15 protein-coding genes are annotated in these 16,277 nt (G+C 62.0%); 2 read left to right on the forward strand and 13 right to left on the reverse strand.

Annotation, left to right across the window (positions count from 1 at the left end):
- Positions 1–761: 761 nt before the first annotated feature.
- The 7 genes from HZI36_RS11145 to HZI36_RS11175 form a co-directional block, all read right to left on the reverse strand.
- Entirely contained in the window at positions 762–1,760 is a 999-nt protein-coding gene (locus HZI36_RS11145) for a hypothetical protein (protein WP_179402701.1), read from the reverse strand.
- A gap of 248 nt (positions 1,761–2,008) precedes the next feature.
- Positions 2,009–2,446: a type II toxin-antitoxin system MqsA family antitoxin gene (locus HZI36_RS11150; RefSeq protein WP_246327043.1), complete on the reverse strand. Its 438-nt coding sequence runs from the start codon at positions 2,444–2,446 to the stop codon at positions 2,009–2,011.
- Position 2,447: 1 nt separating this feature from the next.
- Complete coding sequence (locus tag HZI36_RS27235) at positions 2,448–2,807, reverse strand: type II toxin-antitoxin system MqsR family toxin (RefSeq protein WP_218883790.1); 360 nt, start codon at positions 2,805–2,807, stop codon at positions 2,448–2,450.
- A gap of 489 nt (positions 2,808–3,296) precedes the next feature.
- The gene (locus tag HZI36_RS11160; RefSeq protein WP_179402702.1) at positions 3,297–4,385 is read right to left on the reverse strand and encodes a porin; all 1,089 of its coding nucleotides are present in this window, start codon (positions 4,383–4,385) and stop codon (positions 3,297–3,299) included.
- A 260-nt stretch (positions 4,386–4,645) separates the two neighbouring features.
- Positions 4,646–5,416, reverse strand: a complete 771-nt coding sequence (locus HZI36_RS11165) for an alpha/beta hydrolase (RefSeq protein ID WP_179402703.1) — start codon at positions 5,414–5,416, stop codon at positions 4,646–4,648.
- Positions 5,417–5,474: 58 nt separating this feature from the next.
- Positions 5,475–6,044, reverse strand: coding sequence for a YbhB/YbcL family Raf kinase inhibitor-like protein (locus HZI36_RS11170; RefSeq protein ID WP_179402704.1), 570 nt, complete (start codon positions 6,042–6,044; stop codon positions 5,475–5,477).
- Positions 6,045–6,267: 223 nt separating this feature from the next.
- Positions 6,268–6,687, reverse strand: a complete 420-nt coding sequence (locus HZI36_RS11175) for a tautomerase family protein (RefSeq protein WP_179402705.1) — start codon at positions 6,685–6,687, stop codon at positions 6,268–6,270.
- Between the two features lie 487 nt (positions 6,688–7,174).
- Between HZI36_RS11175 and HZI36_RS11180 the strand changes: the two genes are divergently transcribed.
- Positions 7,175–7,957: a GntR family transcriptional regulator gene (locus HZI36_RS11180; RefSeq protein WP_246327045.1), complete on the forward strand. Its 783-nt coding sequence runs from the start codon at positions 7,175–7,177 to the stop codon at positions 7,955–7,957.
- A 40-nt stretch (positions 7,958–7,997) separates the two neighbouring features.
- Here the strand turns inward: HZI36_RS11180 and HZI36_RS11185 are convergent, their stop codons facing one another.
- The 6 genes from HZI36_RS11185 to HZI36_RS27490 form a co-directional block, all read right to left on the reverse strand.
- Positions 7,998–9,431 (reverse strand): MFS transporter, encoded by a 1,434-nt coding sequence (locus HZI36_RS11185; RefSeq protein WP_179402707.1) that lies wholly within the window; start codon positions 9,429–9,431, stop codon positions 7,998–8,000.
- A gap of 45 nt (positions 9,432–9,476) precedes the next feature.
- Positions 9,477–10,934, reverse strand: coding sequence for an MmgE/PrpD family protein (locus tag HZI36_RS11190; RefSeq protein ID WP_179402708.1), 1,458 nt, complete (start codon positions 10,932–10,934; stop codon positions 9,477–9,479).
- A gap of 60 nt (positions 10,935–10,994) precedes the next feature.
- The gene (gene leuD, locus HZI36_RS11195; protein WP_179402709.1) at positions 10,995–11,636 is read right to left on the reverse strand and encodes a 3-isopropylmalate dehydratase small subunit; all 642 of its coding nucleotides are present in this window, start codon (positions 11,634–11,636) and stop codon (positions 10,995–10,997) included.
- Complete coding sequence (gene leuC, locus HZI36_RS11200) at positions 11,629–13,038, reverse strand: 3-isopropylmalate dehydratase large subunit (RefSeq protein WP_179402710.1); 1,410 nt, start codon at positions 13,036–13,038, stop codon at positions 11,629–11,631. Before leuC ends, leuD begins: the two co-directional genes overlap by 8 nt.
- Positions 13,035–13,922 (reverse strand): isocitrate lyase/PEP mutase family protein, encoded by an 888-nt coding sequence (locus HZI36_RS11205; protein WP_179402711.1) that lies wholly within the window; start codon positions 13,920–13,922, stop codon positions 13,035–13,037. Before HZI36_RS11205 ends, leuC begins: the two co-directional genes overlap by 4 nt.
- A gap of 80 nt (positions 13,923–14,002) precedes the next feature.
- Positions 14,003–14,233 carry a type II toxin-antitoxin system MqsR family toxin gene (locus HZI36_RS27490; protein WP_179402712.1) on the reverse strand — a complete coding sequence of 77 codons (231 nt, stop codon included), beginning with the start codon at positions 14,231–14,233 and terminating at the stop codon, positions 14,003–14,005.
- Between the two features lie 474 nt (positions 14,234–14,707).
- Between HZI36_RS27490 and tssF the strand changes: the two genes are divergently transcribed.
- Entirely contained in the window at positions 14,708–16,165 is a 1,458-nt protein-coding gene (tssF, locus tag HZI36_RS11215; RefSeq protein WP_246327046.1) for a type VI secretion system baseplate subunit TssF, read from the forward strand.
- Positions 16,166–16,277: the final 112 nt, after the last annotated feature.

Raw genomic sequence — 16,277 nt, forward strand, 5'->3', positions numbered from 1 at the left:
GGATGCATTCGCGCAAATCGTCCTTTCTAAACCCCGTCCAAACGGTGATACAACATCCGCTTGGCTAACTCACCTCCGCGCAGGAAAACAACCATCCCTCGGATGCGGCCGGCGGCGGGGAAATTAGGATACCAGTGGCAAGTTGTTTTACAAGGGTAATAAATACCCCCCCGGATGCCGAAAACAACAATCATCGCCAGTCGTTCCCTGACTTGGTCCATGTTCTTTCAGAGCCGGCACTCACCAGCGGCTTTCGGCTCATGACTCATTCGCCTTTGGATATGCTGAAGGCCCGGAATTTGCTGATAGGGTATGCACATCCCAGGCGGCGGAGTTCCATGTTGCGGGTGGGAATGCGTCATCTTTTGCCGCGACACGGAAAACGTCACCGGAATTTCCGGAGCGCCGCCGCAATTTTGGAAAAACATGGCCAGTGCGGTGCCCGAAGCGTTCAGAGACAGTGGTGACGCCGGTGAAAGTGGCGCCGGCGTCAATCGTTCAACCCACTAGGAGAACTGCAATGCTCGCCTCGAAAACCCATGCCCTGAGTCCCTCGCCCTCCGCGAAGCCGACGAACCCCACGAACGGGCCAAGCACGACCGGCAATCCGTCCGGCCGCGGCCGCGGGAACAATTCGCCGAAGCACTCGAATCCGGCGAAACCCGCGCATCCGGTGAATCCCAACTGGCCTAGCCGTACCGGTGAAACGTCCGGCGGCCACCGCGGCAACAATCCGCCGAAGCGGTAGCACGTCGGACAACCTAGTCCTCGCGCTCAACGGGGATGGGGCGGTCCGCCGTTCCATCCCTGCTCCGATTCCGGTGGAACTCTAGCCAGAATGGATACCGGTGAGCGACCCAGGATTCGAAGTCCGGGAACTCGAACGCGTATGCCGGCCACGGCCAGAACCACTGGGGCTCCGCGGCTTCGCGAGCCAGTGTCTGCAAGCGCTGGGCGAGGTGGCCCAGCATGTGGATATGCCGCGAACACGCCAGCTGCGCATAGAGCAGCTCGCCTTGCTGGTCGAGTCCGTACGCGCGAAGTATGACCCGAAGCGTCGCGTCATCCGGCAGACGTGTGCCGGCACTCCATCGGTCTAGCGTCGACTGATCAAGGCCGGACCGCCGTACCGGTATCCGCCCGAGGATCTGGGCCGCGGAATCGACATCCAGGCGCTGTTTCAATTTGTCGAAGAAGAGGCTGGTGGGATTGCGACCCGGCTTCTGCTCGCTGGGGAACAGGCAACCCAGACTGGACGATGGACTGCCCTGCTCGCGTGCGTGGTTGGTATCCCACGCCGCCATCCAGCCAAGGTGCACATCCAGCGCCATCGCACCAAAAAGCGGAATCAATTCGTTGACGTGCGACGCCTCCCGTATTGCAGCTTCGGCGCGAGGCCACAGCAGATGCCGCAGAATCGGATGGGTAGCCATGTGCGCAACCGCGCCCACCATATCGCCGTTCTGGACACGCCGGACCAGCGCGCGGTCTGCCGTCTCGACGTCCACCAGATAGGCCTGATACGGCTTGAGATCGGCCCGTTGCAAGCCCCTACCCAGATAATAGGCCTCGAACTCGGACAGCCTATCGAGTCGCTCTTTGGCTGCACCGTCTCCTGCGAGCGCGAACTGCCAATCAGAAAAGCGGCTGAGTGCCTCTGGCCTGCGTGCAATCAGTTCAGAGAACAGCTTCGGATAATGGGCCTGGGCCGCCCTTCGATCGGATTCAGGAAGATCAAGGTCGACGAAGTGGTCATCCATCAAGTATCGACGAAGAGCAATTGCGGCGCCAAGGCTCACTACACCGGAGCGTTTGCCGACTAATTCGATCGAACAGACGAACGCCTCTGCCCCGGAGCGCGCAGTTGTACCCCCGCCCCACCTGCCCGTAAAAAAGAGTGGTTGTTATGCACGCATGCACCGGCCCCTCACGGCCGGCCGGAGCGGCGCATGCGGTGAGAGCGAGACGGATTTTGTTATGCAGTTTTATGCACCTTGGTTATGCAGCCTCACCCGCCTAATTGCACTTCAACATTCGGCGCATCCACCAGCACCTTCAAGAGTTCCGGCTGACGATCCAGCAGTTTCAGCAGATTGACGACGGCCGCCAAAGGTGTGGCGTCGCCGCTCTCATAACGCGAAAAGGCATTGTGCCCTCCCCCCGTCAGACGAGCGACTTGCACCTGACTCAGATGCAGTTTCTTACGGATGCGGCGGATTTCATGCTGCATGTGCTCGCGCGCTTTGAGTACCAACGCGTCACCGGACTCCGCGTACCGCCTCGCGCTCTGCGGGTCGAACTCGACCTCGTCGCACGCTTTGCAGCGCCAGCCGGACAGCCCGTCGACCGCGGCGGTGAAATTCTCGTGCCGAATCGTAAAGGACTCATTCTCGAACCGCGTCATGCCATTTCGGGTGCCGCAGTTCGCGCAGTTGCGATGTTTCATATCACTTCTCCTTGAACTGTATGACCGGCGCACCGTCGCTTTGCTCGGTTATCTTGATGTAGGCCACCTTGCCGTTTGGCGTGTCCGCGTGATACACGCTCTGCCACACCGTGTGGTCGGCGAAAGTGGTCACGGATTTGAAGAAATTTCCGCCGCGCCTGCGCGACACGGAACTGAGACTCGCCACGACGGCAAGCATGTCTGCGCTAGTGAGCCCCATTGCCCGTCCGCCATCGAGGGCAGCCTTGGTGAAGGCTGCTGCCCCCCAATCGGGCGACGGTGGCCCGAATGAGAGCAAGTTTGTAGTACGGCGCGTCCTTCTCCATGCGCAAATACTACCCTTACAGGGTAATTTTTGCATGCGGTCGATCCTGGAGCAATGGTCAATCACCTGCAGCCATTCACCGAATCAGCGATCAAGCGGAAGACGACAGCAGGCCGCGCCGCGCGCGTCGCACGAGGAAGCGCCTGCGCCCTCACATACGCCCAAGGTCCGAAGGCCGATCAGCTTTTTGAGTATGGTGGGTTCTTTGGTGGGTTGGCAGATCAATCACCCCGCAAACCCTTTCCCCATAAGCCACTTCAGCGGACACCGCTTCCGCCAGAACCCTCCTTCTATCCTCTCCGAATCGGTCTGATTCGATCCCCCAAACGCATGCCAGATAAGGCTTTCCGGCCGATGGATCGTTTTCCGTTGAGCTGGACCAGCGCCCTTCCCTCTGAATAAAGCCGAAACCCGGCAAGCATGCTGTCGGGCGAGTTACGGGTCTTGTTCCGCGAATTCAACCACGAGCACGCGTACAAAAAGACACCGCGGCCGGAGCATACCGGCCGTGATCATTTCGACGGCTCAGAACAGGTGGCGAATACCGACATCGACGCTGGCGGTCGAGCCAGCGGCGCCGAAGAGCGGGCCGTTGATGTTGACACCCGTGTTCATCCGGCCATGGTTGTTGACGTAGCCGACCTGCGAATAGAGGTCGGTGCGCTTGGACAGGAAATAGTCGAGGCCAGTGCCCGCGAGGATCGAGTGATTCCGCGAATCGTTGCCGTCGCTGGTGTAGTAGACACCGGCATCCCAGTTGAGGGACGGCGTGACCAGCCAGGAGAAGCCGCCGGAATAGACGCGGCTGTCGAACGAATGGGCGAGCTTGTAGAGTGTGTAGCCAGCCTTGACGGTGATCTTGTCGAACGAATAGGCCGCGCCGATGTTGCGGCCGGCGAACGCGACCGTGCTCGGGATCGGCAGCGAGGCGGCACTGCCGCCCGCATTGCCGCTGTACATCGCGGCAGTGACACGCAGCCCGCTGAGGTGATAGTCGAGGCTCCCGGAATATTCGCGGCCGGCCTGGAAGTTGCCCGGACTGCCGCCGAGCGCGATCATCGCGCGGCCCTGGATTCCGGCGATCTCGGGCGACGTATACATGACGGCATTCGGGTTGAACAGGCCGGTGACGTAGACGTTGTCGACGTAATTGACGATCCCGCTGCCGAGGTTCTTCTGATCGCGCGGATCGATCGCGTAGACCGAAAGCAGGAACGGTGAGTTCTGGAGTCCTGCCGTGATGGTACCGAAGCCGCCCGCGAGGCCCACCCAGGCCTTTCGGTTGAAGAACGTGCCGTTGCCGCCGAAGCCACCGTTGGCCACACTGACGCCGCTCTCGAGCTGGAAGATCGCGCTCACGCCACCACCGAGGTCTTCGGTTCCGCGCAAACCAAAGCGGGAAGCATTCTCCCCGCCGCTTGCGAGAGAAAACGCATGAGGGCCGGCGGCGCCCGACGACGTCAGGGTCTTGCTCGTATAATTCAGCGCGGCGTCGACGATGCCATATAGCGTGACGCTGCTCTGCGCGTGCGCGTCGGGACCGAACGCGAGCGTACAAATACTGCTCGCAACGAGCCCCTGAACGGCGCACGCGACGGCTTTCTTCTTCGACATGACGGTTATCTCCAAGATATATTTATATGACCTGAACGGCAACCACTTCAATTGATATGTTTAACTAAATATTAAGAAGATCGGTCCTCCTCGGCATCTGCGGACGCACTTGTCGACGCCGCGCAAATTCCATGATCATCCGTTCAACATCTGCTTGCGTGAAAGTGCACATGGGGGGGACGTCCAGACTTCCCCCCGGAGTTCCGCACGCGAAATCCGGCTCCGGCAGGGAGCCGGTCATGCGGGCGCTACTGGTGTCGTCACTCCTTGCCGGACTGCGTCGCCGCCCGCTCGATGAGTTTCGCCACCTCGGCCGGGTGCGAGATATAGGCGACATGGCTTGAATTCAGCTCGATCGTCTTGCTCCCGGCACGCTGGGTCATGAACCGCTCCAGGTCGGGATTGATCGCGCGGTCGGCCGTCGCGACGACGGCCCAGCTCGGCTTCGCTCGCCACGCGGCATGCGTGATCGGCACGCCGAACGACTGGGCCGCCGGCGTCACCTGCGAGATCGCCATGAAACCCGCTTCGGTGGCTGGCACGTCGGCCGCGAAATCCGCATGGAAAGCGGCCTGCTCGATGTAGAGGTGACCGTCCGCCGTCGCCTTGATGGCCTTGGTGGCAGGCGGCATCTTTTTGGTCAGTTCGAGCGGGCTCTCTCCCGTGTCCGGCTGGAATGCGGCCACGTACACCAGGCCTGCGACCTTGTCGTCGTTGCCCGCTTCGGTCACGACCGCACCGCCGTAGCTGTGGCCGACGAGGATGCTCGGACCGTCCTGCGCATCAACCACGCGGGTGGTGGCCTTCACGTCGTCGTCGAATGAGGTTTCGGGTTCCTGGACGACGGAGACCTTGTAGCCGTCCCGCATGAGGATTTTCGATACAGCCTGCCAACCCGAACCATCGGCGAAATATCCGTGGACGAGAACGATGTTCCTGATGGGTCCAGCCGTGGTTGCGTGTGCCCCGAGGGCTGCGACGGAAAAGGCGACTGTGGCGGCGACCCGGCATGGGTAGGACAGGATCTTCATTCTTATGCTCCAAAGGTTGAGTATGAAAAAACACTTTTCTCTGGACTACGAACTACTACTACGTCCGCTCGAAATAACCACACAAGCGGCCGCGCGCAACGATCTTTCCGGTTAATGCAGTCACCAGTTCCGCCCGCTTCGCGCCACTCGGAAGGCCGGAGGGCTGACCCAGCGCATAGAGTTGAAACAGGTAACGATGCAAGCCATGCGCCACCAACGCGCGCGGGCCGCTATAGCCGGGTTTGCGGAAGGTGGAAAGCCCGAATGTCACGCCTGGGGGAACTGCCTTCGCGGAAAGTTCACCTTCGCTCAACCCGCTGGGGATCGGCGCCGGGATCGACGCGATCAAGTGCACGAACGGATGGCGCAGTGGCGCATCAGGGTCTTCCATCACCATGACCAGTTCGACCGCATGGTCGGGCACACCGCTCCACGAAAAAGCGGGCGACACGTTCTCCCCTACGCCCTTTCCGGCATACCTGGCGGGAATCAACATGCCGTCCTCGAATGCCGGACTGGCCAGTCGAAGCACAACTTCACCGGGAGACGGCGGCAATTCGTTCCACAGAAGATATCGATCGCCAGCGCGACGGCCACGCAGCAGCTTGCCAATGATGCGAGAGATCATTTTCCGTCATCCACTATAGAGTCCTAATCAGTTCGACATGCAGTCGTGCCGGGCCAAACGACAAAGCCGATTTGAACGTCTTGTCGGCAGTCGATACTGTGCGTCCGCAACATGACGGCAAACATGCAACAGTGGCATCCATGAAGGGTTCCTCAAGCTTGCCTGCTGCCTCATCTGCCAACGAACTCTTCAACCTTAGAAATAATCTGTTTGAAACGTACTCTTAGTAGGGGGACGGCTCATTGTCCGTCTTCCATTTCGCCTCCGCCTCCGTATTCTGCATTGGCGGCACGAGTCCCTGAATCAGCCAGAGCTCACGTGTCGTTTCGTCTACATGCATTTCCCAACGAATGCCAAGTTTCGAGAACATCGGCTCGAGCGCCTCTCGTGCCATGCCCAGCCATCTCAGTCTATGCTCCGGTGTAGGTAGAGTGCGTGCGATATGGTCAACCCAAATGCGGACAAAGCGCTCCGCAGGTTTGCCGCCGATGTAGAAGTCGGACTCCTTGATTTCCTCAAAAACGACTCCTACGTAGAAGACCGGCAGAATCGGATACGCCATCTTCGTGATCCGCTCGGCGAGTTCGGCCTTGTGCTCGTCGTTCAGCGTGCCGGCCGTGTGATACATCTTCCAGAGTGGCATGGGTTCATCCGTGTCGATAGTTGACGGCGATATGTAGGCGTAGATTGCGCAAGATGCGCTTGGAACCTACTCAGCATTGACCAGCGTTGACCATATAACCCTTCATCGTCATTCGCTCCCCGGCCGGCCAGATGGCGGCATTGACGCCCCCAGCTCAATATGTTGTTATTCCATTATAACAACAAACTCGGATTTGCCAATACCGGTTGCAGCGTACCCTGGTCAACGAAAGCATCGAGCTCACGGTCGATGATGGCGACCTCGTTGGCGTTAACGAAACGACGGCGGGTTTCAACACCGTTATCAGGAACACCTTCCGAGGAACTGGTGCGCGCGCGGCAGTCCCGGCGGTAGACGTTTTCTTGTAATATCTACATGACGCCTGCGCCCGTGTGCGCCGCAGCCCAGATCAACCATTTCCCCTTTCTTGATGCCCACTACCGACCAGGCTCTACCGCGTGCGCGCGGCACGTCCCTCCATCGCCAGATGTTTCTCGTGCTGCGCGAGCGGATCATTTCGGGCGAGTATCCGGCCGGCAGCCTTATCCCCAAGGAAGAAGACCTCTGCACGATGTTCAGTGTCTCGCGCATCACCGTGCGCCGCGCGCTGGCCGATCTCGAAGCGCAAGGCTTCGTGCAGCGTCGCCAGGGGCTTGGCACATTCGTGCGCGCGGATCTACCGGTTCCGCGCCAGGCCGCTACGCTCAACTATGTCGACGCCCTGCACAAGACGGCGACGGAAACCCGCGTCGAAGTCATCGGCGTCAAGCTCGAAGCCGTTCCCGCCCTCGTCGCCGCGCAATTGCAGCTTGAGCCGCAGGCACGTGGCATACACGCGGTACGTCTGCGGAAAATCGGCGACACGGTGTTGATGGTGTCCGACGCGTGGGTGCCCGAGCGCTACAGCAAGTCGGTCACGGCCACCAGCCTGAAGAAGCAGGCGCTCTACGAGATTCTGATGAGCCAGGGTGTGGCATTCGGCCGGGTGATCCAGGAATTAACGGCCGTCTCCGCCACGCCCACGCTGGCGCACTGGCTCGACGTGGAAGTCGGCATGCCGCTCATCCGCGTCACGCGGGTCGTCTACGATACCGACCAGACGCCGGTCCAGCATCTGACGATCACCGTGTCGCCCGAGCGCAGCCGCGTCGTGACGGACATGTCGGCCGACGCCATGAACACGCTACGCACCGGCCAGATCGTGCACGATGTCCCGCATGCGGACGCAAAGCCGCCCGCCACTGGCAGCCGGCGGCGCGGCGCAACCTGAACAAGGACGCACCACACCGCCGGTAGCAGCCGCACGGCTGTTACTGTGCGAGCGACTCAAGCGAGCGGCCCTTCGTGGCGGGTCCGAGCAGTGCGATCACGGCGGCGTCGATGATCATGCACGATGCGATCAGCCACAACGCCGCGGCGACGCCGCCGTGGCCCAACGCCCAGGCCACGAGAAAGCCGCTGAAGATTCCCGACAGCCGGCTCCACGAGTAGACGAAACCGACGGCACGCGCCCGGATGCGCGTGGGGTAGAGCTCGGACTGGTAGGCGTGAAATCCATACGAAAGCGTCGTTGCGCCCAGCGTGACGCACGCGCCCGCGAGCACGATCATGAGCGGTTCGCGCGCCTGCGCAAAACATAGCCCCGCGCCTGCGACGAAGAGCGACGAGACGACGATCTGCCATTTGCGTTCGAACCGGTCCCCGTATGCCATCGCGAGCAGCGGCCCGAGCGGCATGACAAGGGTCATGCCTAGCGTGTAGCCGAGGCTTGCTGCAACCTCCACGCCGCGATGGATCAGGAACGTCGGCACCCAGTTGGAAAACCCGTACAGCCCCACTGCCTGAAAGAGATGGAAGACGCACAGCATCAGGGTTCTCGGCCGATAAGTAGGACTGAATACTTCGCCAAACCGACCTGCTTCAACGCGTTCACCCTCCGTCACTTCTGGTTCCGGCAACGCACCGCCCGCTTCGCGCGCCACGCGAGCTTCGAACGCAGCCAGAACGGCCTCGGCCTCCTCGTGCCGGCCATGCGCGGCGAGCCACCGCGGACTCTCGGGCAAACGCCGGCGGATGACCCAGATAAACAACGCACCGACCGAACCCGACAGCACGACCCAGCGCCAGCCATCCAGGCCGAAAGGTGTGCGCGGCACGAGCTGCCATGAAAGACAGGCGATCACCGGCACAGCAAGATAGGTGATGAGCTGATTCAGCGCGAAGGCGCGACCGCGAACCCGTCTGGGCACGATCTCGCCCAGATAGCTGTCGATGGTCACCAGCTCGACGCCCAGCCCGACCCCGACCATCAGCCGCCAGAAGTTCAGCCCCGCCGCGCTATGCTGAAACGCCATGATCGCCGCCGACACCGTGTACCACAGCAGCGCAAACGTGAACACCGCGCGCCGCCCCAGCCGATCCGCCACTGTACCGAACAGCAAGGTGCCGATGAGCAGCCCGGCGAATGCAGCGGCAATGAAACTGGCGAGTCCGTCGAAGCTGAAGAATCCGCTCGTCGTCGCGCGCAGCACGCCCGAGTGAATGATGCCCGGCGCGATATAGGCGGTCGAGAACAGTTCGTAGAATTCGAAAAATCCGCCCGTTGAAAGCAGCACGACGGTCCACCATACCGAGCGCGTGGCTGGCAAACGGTCCAGCCTCGCGCCGACTCGCCCCGTCCTCTCCTGCTCGGCGGCAAGGTCGTGCGCGGCGGCGTATCGCAACGCACCCTGTGTCGAAGCCATAGTCTCCTCCGGTCCTTTGTCGTTTATCGTTTGGGCAGCCGTGCTTCAAGCAAGGGCATTCGCGACCGGCTGCGCGAGCAGCGCCAGCAGTTCGCGTGCGTCCTCGAGCCGCTCGATGTTCAGCACGAGCGATTCGATCTGCTTCTGGCGTGCCGTATCGATCACCGCACCGGTGAGTGCCCTGAATTTCGCGACGATCTCGTCGTTGGTCATCGGTTCGAGCGGTTCGCCACGCGGATGCCGCAACAACATTTCCTCATCGCTTCCGTCTCTGAACGTCACGCGCATGCGCACGGCGCCGCGCGCAAGCGGACCGTCGGCGTCGAAAGACGCGTCGTGCGTCACCGTAATCTTGCGCATGAAGGCCCAGACGTCATCGGCATCGATACGTGCCGGGCTGAACTGCCGCATCAGGGCTGCGCCGTCGAGAGCAGCCACCGCCACCGCATAGGCCATATTCATCTGTGCGCCGATGGGCGTGAGCGGGCGCTCGGCCTGCCAGCCGCCATGATGAAACGCCGCACTCGCGCACTCGAGCGCTATCGCCTCGATGTCGTCCGCGGTCGTGCCACGGCGCGCACGTATTTCGAGCATCGCGCCAATAGGAGCCAGCAGCGCACCCATGGCGGAGAACGGCTTGATGACGTAGCGCGACGTTTCCCATCGCGCGCCCACATCGGCCGCGATCTGCGACGCGTCCGGGGCATGTCCCTCGCCGAAGGTCGATAGAAAGCCACCGTACTCGCGCTCGAATACGCGCTTGATTCCGGTGTAGCCGCTGGCCGCAAGCGCGGCGGCGTAAAGCCCCGCCCGCGCCGCAAAGCCGTGGTGCATGCGCTTCGACATGGCCTCGAACTGCGCGGCCATGAGCCCGCCCGACTGCGTGGCGGCCAGACCGAGCGCATCTTCGAATGCAGCCGCGTCGAGTCCGCGCAGCTTGCCCGCCGCGGCCGCGCTGGCGTGCGTGCCGAACACCGCGCCCGAATGCCATCCTCGCGTCAACATCTCCGAGCCGTGGAGCGCCAGCCCCACGCGAGGCCCGACTTCGTAGCCCGCGATCGCCGCGAGCAGGAAGCGCTCGCCGCTTGCGCCGCCCAGCAGTTCGGTCGTCGCGAAGAGCGAAGGCAGGACGACCGAAGCCGCGTGCAGCGGCGCGAGCGGGTGAAAATCGTCGAGCTCGAATCCCTGAATGAAGGTGCCGTTGAGCAGCGCGGCGGCTGGCGCAGGCGCGCTGCGTCCCCGGCCGATCAGCACGGACGCGCCGTCGCCTTCCATCTCACATACGCTTTCCACCGCGCGTGTGGACCACGGCAGTTGCGCGCCCACCAGCGCGCAGCCGATGCCGTCGAGTGTCAGGTGCTTGGCCCGCTCGCTGACCACCTGCGGGACGTCATCCTCCTGCAGCCCTGCCAGCCAGCTTGCGAGCGCGCCGGTCGGGCCTTGGGGATCGGTGGGGCTCGAAGTATCATTCACCGCATATTCCACTTGACCTGCTACTTTCATTTGCCTCACTCCATTTGCAACAGCACGCAAACTATTACATTAGCGATGCTTACTATTCAGTCATTGGCTGGAAGATTTTCCCATCTGAGCCGATTGCATCGTGCTCCAGATCCACGGCCGCTCCTCACGATCGGCGCGCTGCCACTCGCGAATTACCTCGCGCAATTGCAGCGTCTGGCTGATCTCATCGAGACCCTGAAGAAGCGCGTTGCGCCGCAGCCCTTCGATCTCAAACGGGATCGTCAGATCGTGCACGGTGATGTTTTGCTCTACCAGATCGACCTTCACGCTCGCACCGGTCTGCGCCAGACTCGCCAGCGTCTCAATCTGCACCTTCGGGAGCCGAACCGGCAACAGGCCACTCTGGAAGCAGTTGTTATAGAAGATTTCGCCGAAGCTCTCGGCGATCACACAGCGAATGCCCATGCTCATCAGCGCCCACACGGCCCCTTCCCGCGATGAACCGCATCCGAAGTTCGAGCCGGCGAGCAGCACGGGCGCCCCTCGCCACGGCGCGCGGTTGAGAACGAACGACGGATTTTCGGTGCCGTCCTCGTTGTAGCGCCAGGCTTCGAAAGCGAATTTCCCGAGCGCGTCGCGCGTCTGCTGGGTGAGTCGCTCGATCCGGATCACGATGTCCGTATCGACGTTGTCGCGCAGCAGGGGCGCAGCGACGCCTTCGACCACCGTCAACTTATCCATGAACGAGACTCCTGATATCCGTTACGACGCCAGTGACAGCGGCGGCCGCGGCACTTTGCGGACTGGCCAGATGCGTGCGCGCGCCAGGTCCTTGTCGCCCCACGAAATTGCGGTTCGATGTGGAAATCGCTCGCTTGCCGGGCGGCACGACCTCGCCGTTTGCCGCCACGCACATGCTGCAGCCTGGCTCGCGCCATTCGAAACCCGCTTCGAGAAAGACGCGGTCGAGTCCTTCCGCCTGCGCTTCGCGCCTCACGTTCTCCGAGCCCGGCACGACCCATGCGTTGACGCCCGCCGCCACGCGACGGCCACGTACGATCTGCGCCGCATCCCGCAGATCGGAGAGACGCGAATTCGTGCACGAGCCGATAAAAACCCAGTCGACCGCCGTACCGAGCAGCGGCTTGCCGGGTTCGAGCCCCATGTACTCGAGCGCGCCGCGCCAGGCTTCACGACAGGCCGCGTCCGGCGCCTCTTCCGGCGACGGAATGACGCCATCCACCGGAATCACGTGCTCCGGGCTAGTTCCCCACGTCATCATGGGCGTGATACGGCTCGCGTCGAATCGATGCTCGCGATCGAAACGCGCCGCCACATCGGTCGCAAGTGCCCGCCAGTCTGCAAGTGCCAATGCCCACCGGTCGCCCTCCGGCGCGAACGGCCTTCCCTCGATCCACGCAAACGTCGTATCGTCCGGTGAAATCATGCCGATCTTCGCGCCCAGCTCGATGGACAGATTGCAGATGGTCATGCGAGCCTCGACGGACAATGCCTCGATGGCCTCGCCCGCATATTCGACGGCATAGCCGCCAGCGCCGTTCGCACCGAGCTGGCCGATCAGGTAGAGGATCAGATCCTTCGCGCTGGTGCCGGCCGGAAGGCGACCGTCGAAGCTGGCCCGCATGGTTTTCGGCCGCCGCTGCCAAAGCGTCTGGGTGGCCAGTACATGAGCGACTTCGGACGACCCGATGCCGAACGCGAGTGCACCCAGCCCCCCGTTTGTGCAGGTGTGGCTGTCGCCGCAGACCAGCGTGCTGCCCGGCAACGTGATACCCAGTTCCGGTGCGGCCACATGCACGATGCCCTGCCCCGGCTCACCGAGATCGAAAAACCGAATGCCGCTCTGCGCGGCCAGCCCCTTCAGGCCGGCATAAAGCTTCGCGCCGCCCGCATAGCTGAGTCCGGTACGCCCCGGCGCGCTCGACACGGCGTGGTCCGGCGTCGCGAAAGCCAGCTCGGGACTCGCCACGGCAAGACCACGCTGTGCCAACGCATACAGGCCCGCCGTGCCGGACAGGTCATGCAGCAGGTGCCGGTCGATGTGCAACAGCGCCCAGTCCTCCCCGAGCGTGGTGATCACATGGTGCGCCCAGACCTTTTCGAAGAGAGAGGCCGCGCTCACGATGCGTTCCCTTCCGTCGAAACGGCGTCCGCGCGGAAACGGGTGCGCAAGGCATCCCACTCATCCGCGCCGAGCCGCCGGAACCGCTCGCGTACCGAGGCATCGCCGACCGACGACGGTGGCTGGCTACTCTCGCGCAGCGACACGAGCGCCGCTTCGCAGGCCAGAGCGACCGCACCGATCAGCAGGCTCGGCAGGATCGCGATGCGGTAACCCATCTGCTCCACGTCTCGCAGGTTGACGTCGGGCGTCTTGCCGCCGCGCACGATGTTGAGCAGGCACGGCCCGTGAACGAGGCGCGGCACAGCTTCGACCTCGTTCAGTCCCTGCACCGCCTCGACGAACGCGACGTCGGCGCCCGCTTCGAGCGCTGCATTCGCGCGCCAGATGGCTTCATCGAAACCCTCGACGGCGCGCGCGTCCGTACGGGCAATGATCACGAAATTCCCGTCACTGCGCGCGGCCACCGCCGCGCGGATCTTCGCGATGAAGTCCTCGCGCGGCACCAGTTCCTTGCCATCGAGATGACCGCACTTCTTCGGCATCACCTGGTCTTCGATATGGATCGAAGCGACACCGCGCTGCTCGTATTCGCGAACGGTGCGCGTGACGTTGAGCTCGTTGCCGAAGCCGGTATCTGCGTCGGCGATCAACGGGAGGGACGCGCTTCGCGCGATCACGCCGGCGTTTTCGACCATTTCGCTCATGGTCAGCAGGCCGTAGTCGGGAAAGCCCCTGGCCGCAGCCGTGCCCGCGCCCGTCATATAGAGCGCCGAAAAGCCGGTCTGCTGAGCGATGCGGGCAGTCAATCCATCGTATACGCCGGGGGCGACGATCAGCCCGGCTTTGTTCAGCAGCGCGCGAAGCGCCTGAGTCTGCTTCATTCCAATGCTCCCGGTTGGGCGGTGCGAGTGACGTTGAGGCGGTGCGGCTGCGGTACCCCCAAAGGCACGGCGCCGCATAGTTATAATGTTATATCCATATAATGTATAGGCGCAACTACAATCTCCGCGTTCATCGGCAGCGGGGAAGCAAGAAGGGATCGGGGATTCGGCAGAGTGTGGTCGGCGAAGGTGGTCATGGATTTGAAGAAATCGCCGCCACGCCTGCGCGACACGGAACTGAGACTCGCCACGACGGCGAGCATGTCTGCGCTAGTGAGCCCCATTGCCCGTCCGCCATCGAGGGCCGTCATGGTGAAGGCTGCTGCTCCCAATCAGGCGACGGTGGCCCGAGTAAGGGCAAGTTTGTCGTGCGGCGCGTCCTTCTCCATGCGCAAATACCACCCTTGAAGGGTAATATTTGCAAGCAATCGACCCTGGAGCAATGGTCAGATCATCTGCAGTCATTCACCGAGGCGGCGATCAAGCAGAAGACGGCAACTGCCTGCGTCTCGCAAAGCGCGACTGCGGGCCAGCACCGGATGCGATTCGTCATGTCGAACGGACATGTGCGACAAAGATACGTGACTGGCAGTACGAAATTGAGAAAGCCGTTTCGGGTTCGTCGATCGTGGAATTGGCATGTCCCCGAGTCGATCGACGGGCTTTTTTCGTAAAGCGGTTATCATGGCAACGTCAGACGTTAGCATGCCCGACACCATTCAGCGCAACCGAAACAGTCGGCGAATATATCGGTTCGCCGCCTTGCCGGTTCATCACTTCACGCAATGGATCAACTGCTACCGCACTACGAACGAGAACTCGCGCTACTGCGCCGATCGATTGGAACCTTCGCGGCACGCTATCCCAAAATTGCCGTTCGCCTGGGGATTTCCGGCGACCATTCCGAAGATCCCCATATCGAACGGATGTTGCAGTCGTTCGCCCTCCTCGCCGCGGATATAGGCAATCGGCTCGACGACAACTATCCTGAATTCGCTGAAGCGCTCCTCGGCATGCTGTATCCCCAGTATCTTCGAGCGGTTCCGGCATGCGCAGTCGCCCAGTTCGATGTCTCGGACATGTTCGACAAGCTCACCGCGCCATCGGTCATTGCCCGCCACACGGAACTCGCAAGCAAGGCAGAAGACTGCCGTTTCCGCACCGTATATGACGTAACGCTGGCACCCGTGCGCATTTCGACTGCGCGCTACGCATCGGCTACGGCTGTGCCCTCCGACGTGGTGCTGCCTCCCAGTACGACCGGCCTGCTCTCCATTACCTTCGAGGTTGCCCGACCCGACCTTCGCATCGAAGCCGTCCCCAGCCCATTGCGCATCCATGTCAACGGCGCCCGCGAAGTCGTCGGTGCGGCAATGGACACGATGACGATGCGCACGGCAGCGGCCTTCGTCGAAAACATCGAACGTCGCTGGTCACCTCTGACCACACCGCCGCTCACCGCCGTAGGCTACGAGGGTGCTGAGAAACTGATCAACGAAGACGACGGGCCAGCGGCCCTGCGGCTACTGAGCGAATATTTTGCGTTTCCGAAGAAATTCGATTTCGTTGACGTCGATCTCACCGCGCTCGCGCGTGCGGTGGGTCCCAGCCAGAAACTCACATTGCATCTCGCCGTTTGTGGCGTTCATCCGGATTCGTGGACGGCACAGCGACTAAAAAATCTGTCGGCCGACCATCTGAAACTCTTTTGCACGCCGATCGTCAACCTGTTTCAGCTTTCGTCGCTACCACTCAAGCGGAATCCGATCACGAACACATACCCCGTGCAATCCCGGAATACGGATGCCGCCGCCGTCGAAATCTGGTCCGTCGACGCAGTCCGTGCAACAACAGGCGAGTCCAGAGCGAACATCATTCATCCGTTCACGTCGCTCATGCACGGCAGTTCTGCCAAACCGGCCGGTCCCTATTGGGTTCTCATGCAACACAACGCTGCCTCGCCATCGGGAAAGAATGAAACCGCGCTCAGCCTGGTCGGACTCGACGGCCGACCGGCGGCCGACACCGGGATCGAACAGATAACGGCAGATGTCTCCTGCTCGAATGGCAATCTCCCTCGCGCGATGCGGGCCGGTGCCGAGGACGGTGATCTGGTGAACGAGCAGGGAACGATGGTTTCGCGCATCGTGATGCTGGACGCACCGACAGAAGTCTCGCGATTGCCGAGCGAAGGCGATTCGGCTTGGCGGCTCATCAGAGCCTATCCGGAACCTTGTGTGTGAGGCATAAACTGATGGCCAAGGAGCCACTTTATGCCACGCAAACGCAAGGAAGAAGTGACGATTGAACCGGGCAAGGGCTTGAACCTTGACCCGGAGCTGATCAAGCAACTGG

Origin of the sequence: Burkholderia guangdongensis, from assembly GCF_013403875.1 — a bacterium.
In the GTDB taxonomy this organism is placed as follows: Bacteria; Pseudomonadota; Gammaproteobacteria; order Burkholderiales; family Burkholderiaceae; genus Burkholderia; species Burkholderia guangdongensis.

Excerpts from the sequence above, each read along its gene's own strand:
- HZI36_RS11145 (WP_179402701.1), bottom strand. The coding sequence starts at position 1,760 with ATGGATGACCACTTCGTCGACCTTGATCTTCCTGAATCCGATCGAAGG.
- HZI36_RS11150 (WP_246327043.1), bottom strand. The coding sequence starts at position 2,446 with ATGAAACATCGCAACTGCGCGAACTGCGGCACCCGAAATGGCATGACG.
- HZI36_RS27235 (WP_218883790.1), bottom strand. The coding sequence starts at position 2,807 with ATGCAAAAATTACCCTGTAAGGGTAGTATTTGCGCATGGAGAAGGACG.
- HZI36_RS11160 (WP_179402702.1), bottom strand. The coding sequence starts at position 4,385 with ATGTCGAAGAAGAAAGCCGTCGCGTGCGCCGTTCAGGGGCTCGTTGCG.
- HZI36_RS11165 (WP_179402703.1), bottom strand. The coding sequence starts at position 5,416 with ATGAAGATCCTGTCCTACCCATGCCGGGTCGCCGCCACAGTCGCCTTT.
- HZI36_RS11170 (WP_179402704.1), bottom strand. The coding sequence starts at position 6,044 with ATGATCTCTCGCATCATTGGCAAGCTGCTGCGTGGCCGTCGCGCTGGC.
- HZI36_RS11175 (WP_179402705.1), bottom strand. The coding sequence starts at position 6,687 with ATGCCACTCTGGAAGATGTATCACACGGCCGGCACGCTGAACGACGAG.
- HZI36_RS11180 (WP_246327045.1), top strand. The coding sequence starts at position 7,175 with ATGTTTCTCGTGCTGCGCGAGCGGATCATTTCGGGCGAGTATCCGGCC.
- HZI36_RS11185 (WP_179402707.1), bottom strand. The coding sequence starts at position 9,431 with ATGGCTTCGACACAGGGTGCGTTGCGATACGCCGCCGCGCACGACCTT.
- HZI36_RS11190 (WP_179402708.1), bottom strand. The coding sequence starts at position 10,934 with ATGAAAGTAGCAGGTCAAGTGGAATATGCGGTGAATGATACTTCGAGC.
- leuD (WP_179402709.1), bottom strand. The coding sequence starts at position 11,636 with ATGGATAAGTTGACGGTGGTCGAAGGCGTCGCTGCGCCCCTGCTGCGC.
- HZI36_RS11205 (WP_179402711.1), bottom strand. The coding sequence starts at position 13,922 with ATGAAGCAGACTCAGGCGCTTCGCGCGCTGCTGAACAAAGCCGGGCTG.
- HZI36_RS27490 (WP_179402712.1), bottom strand. The coding sequence starts at position 14,233 with ATGACGGCCCTCGATGGCGGACGGGCAATGGGGCTCACTAGCGCAGAC.
- tssF (WP_246327046.1), top strand. The coding sequence starts at position 14,708 with ATGGATCAACTGCTACCGCACTACGAACGAGAACTCGCGCTACTGCGC.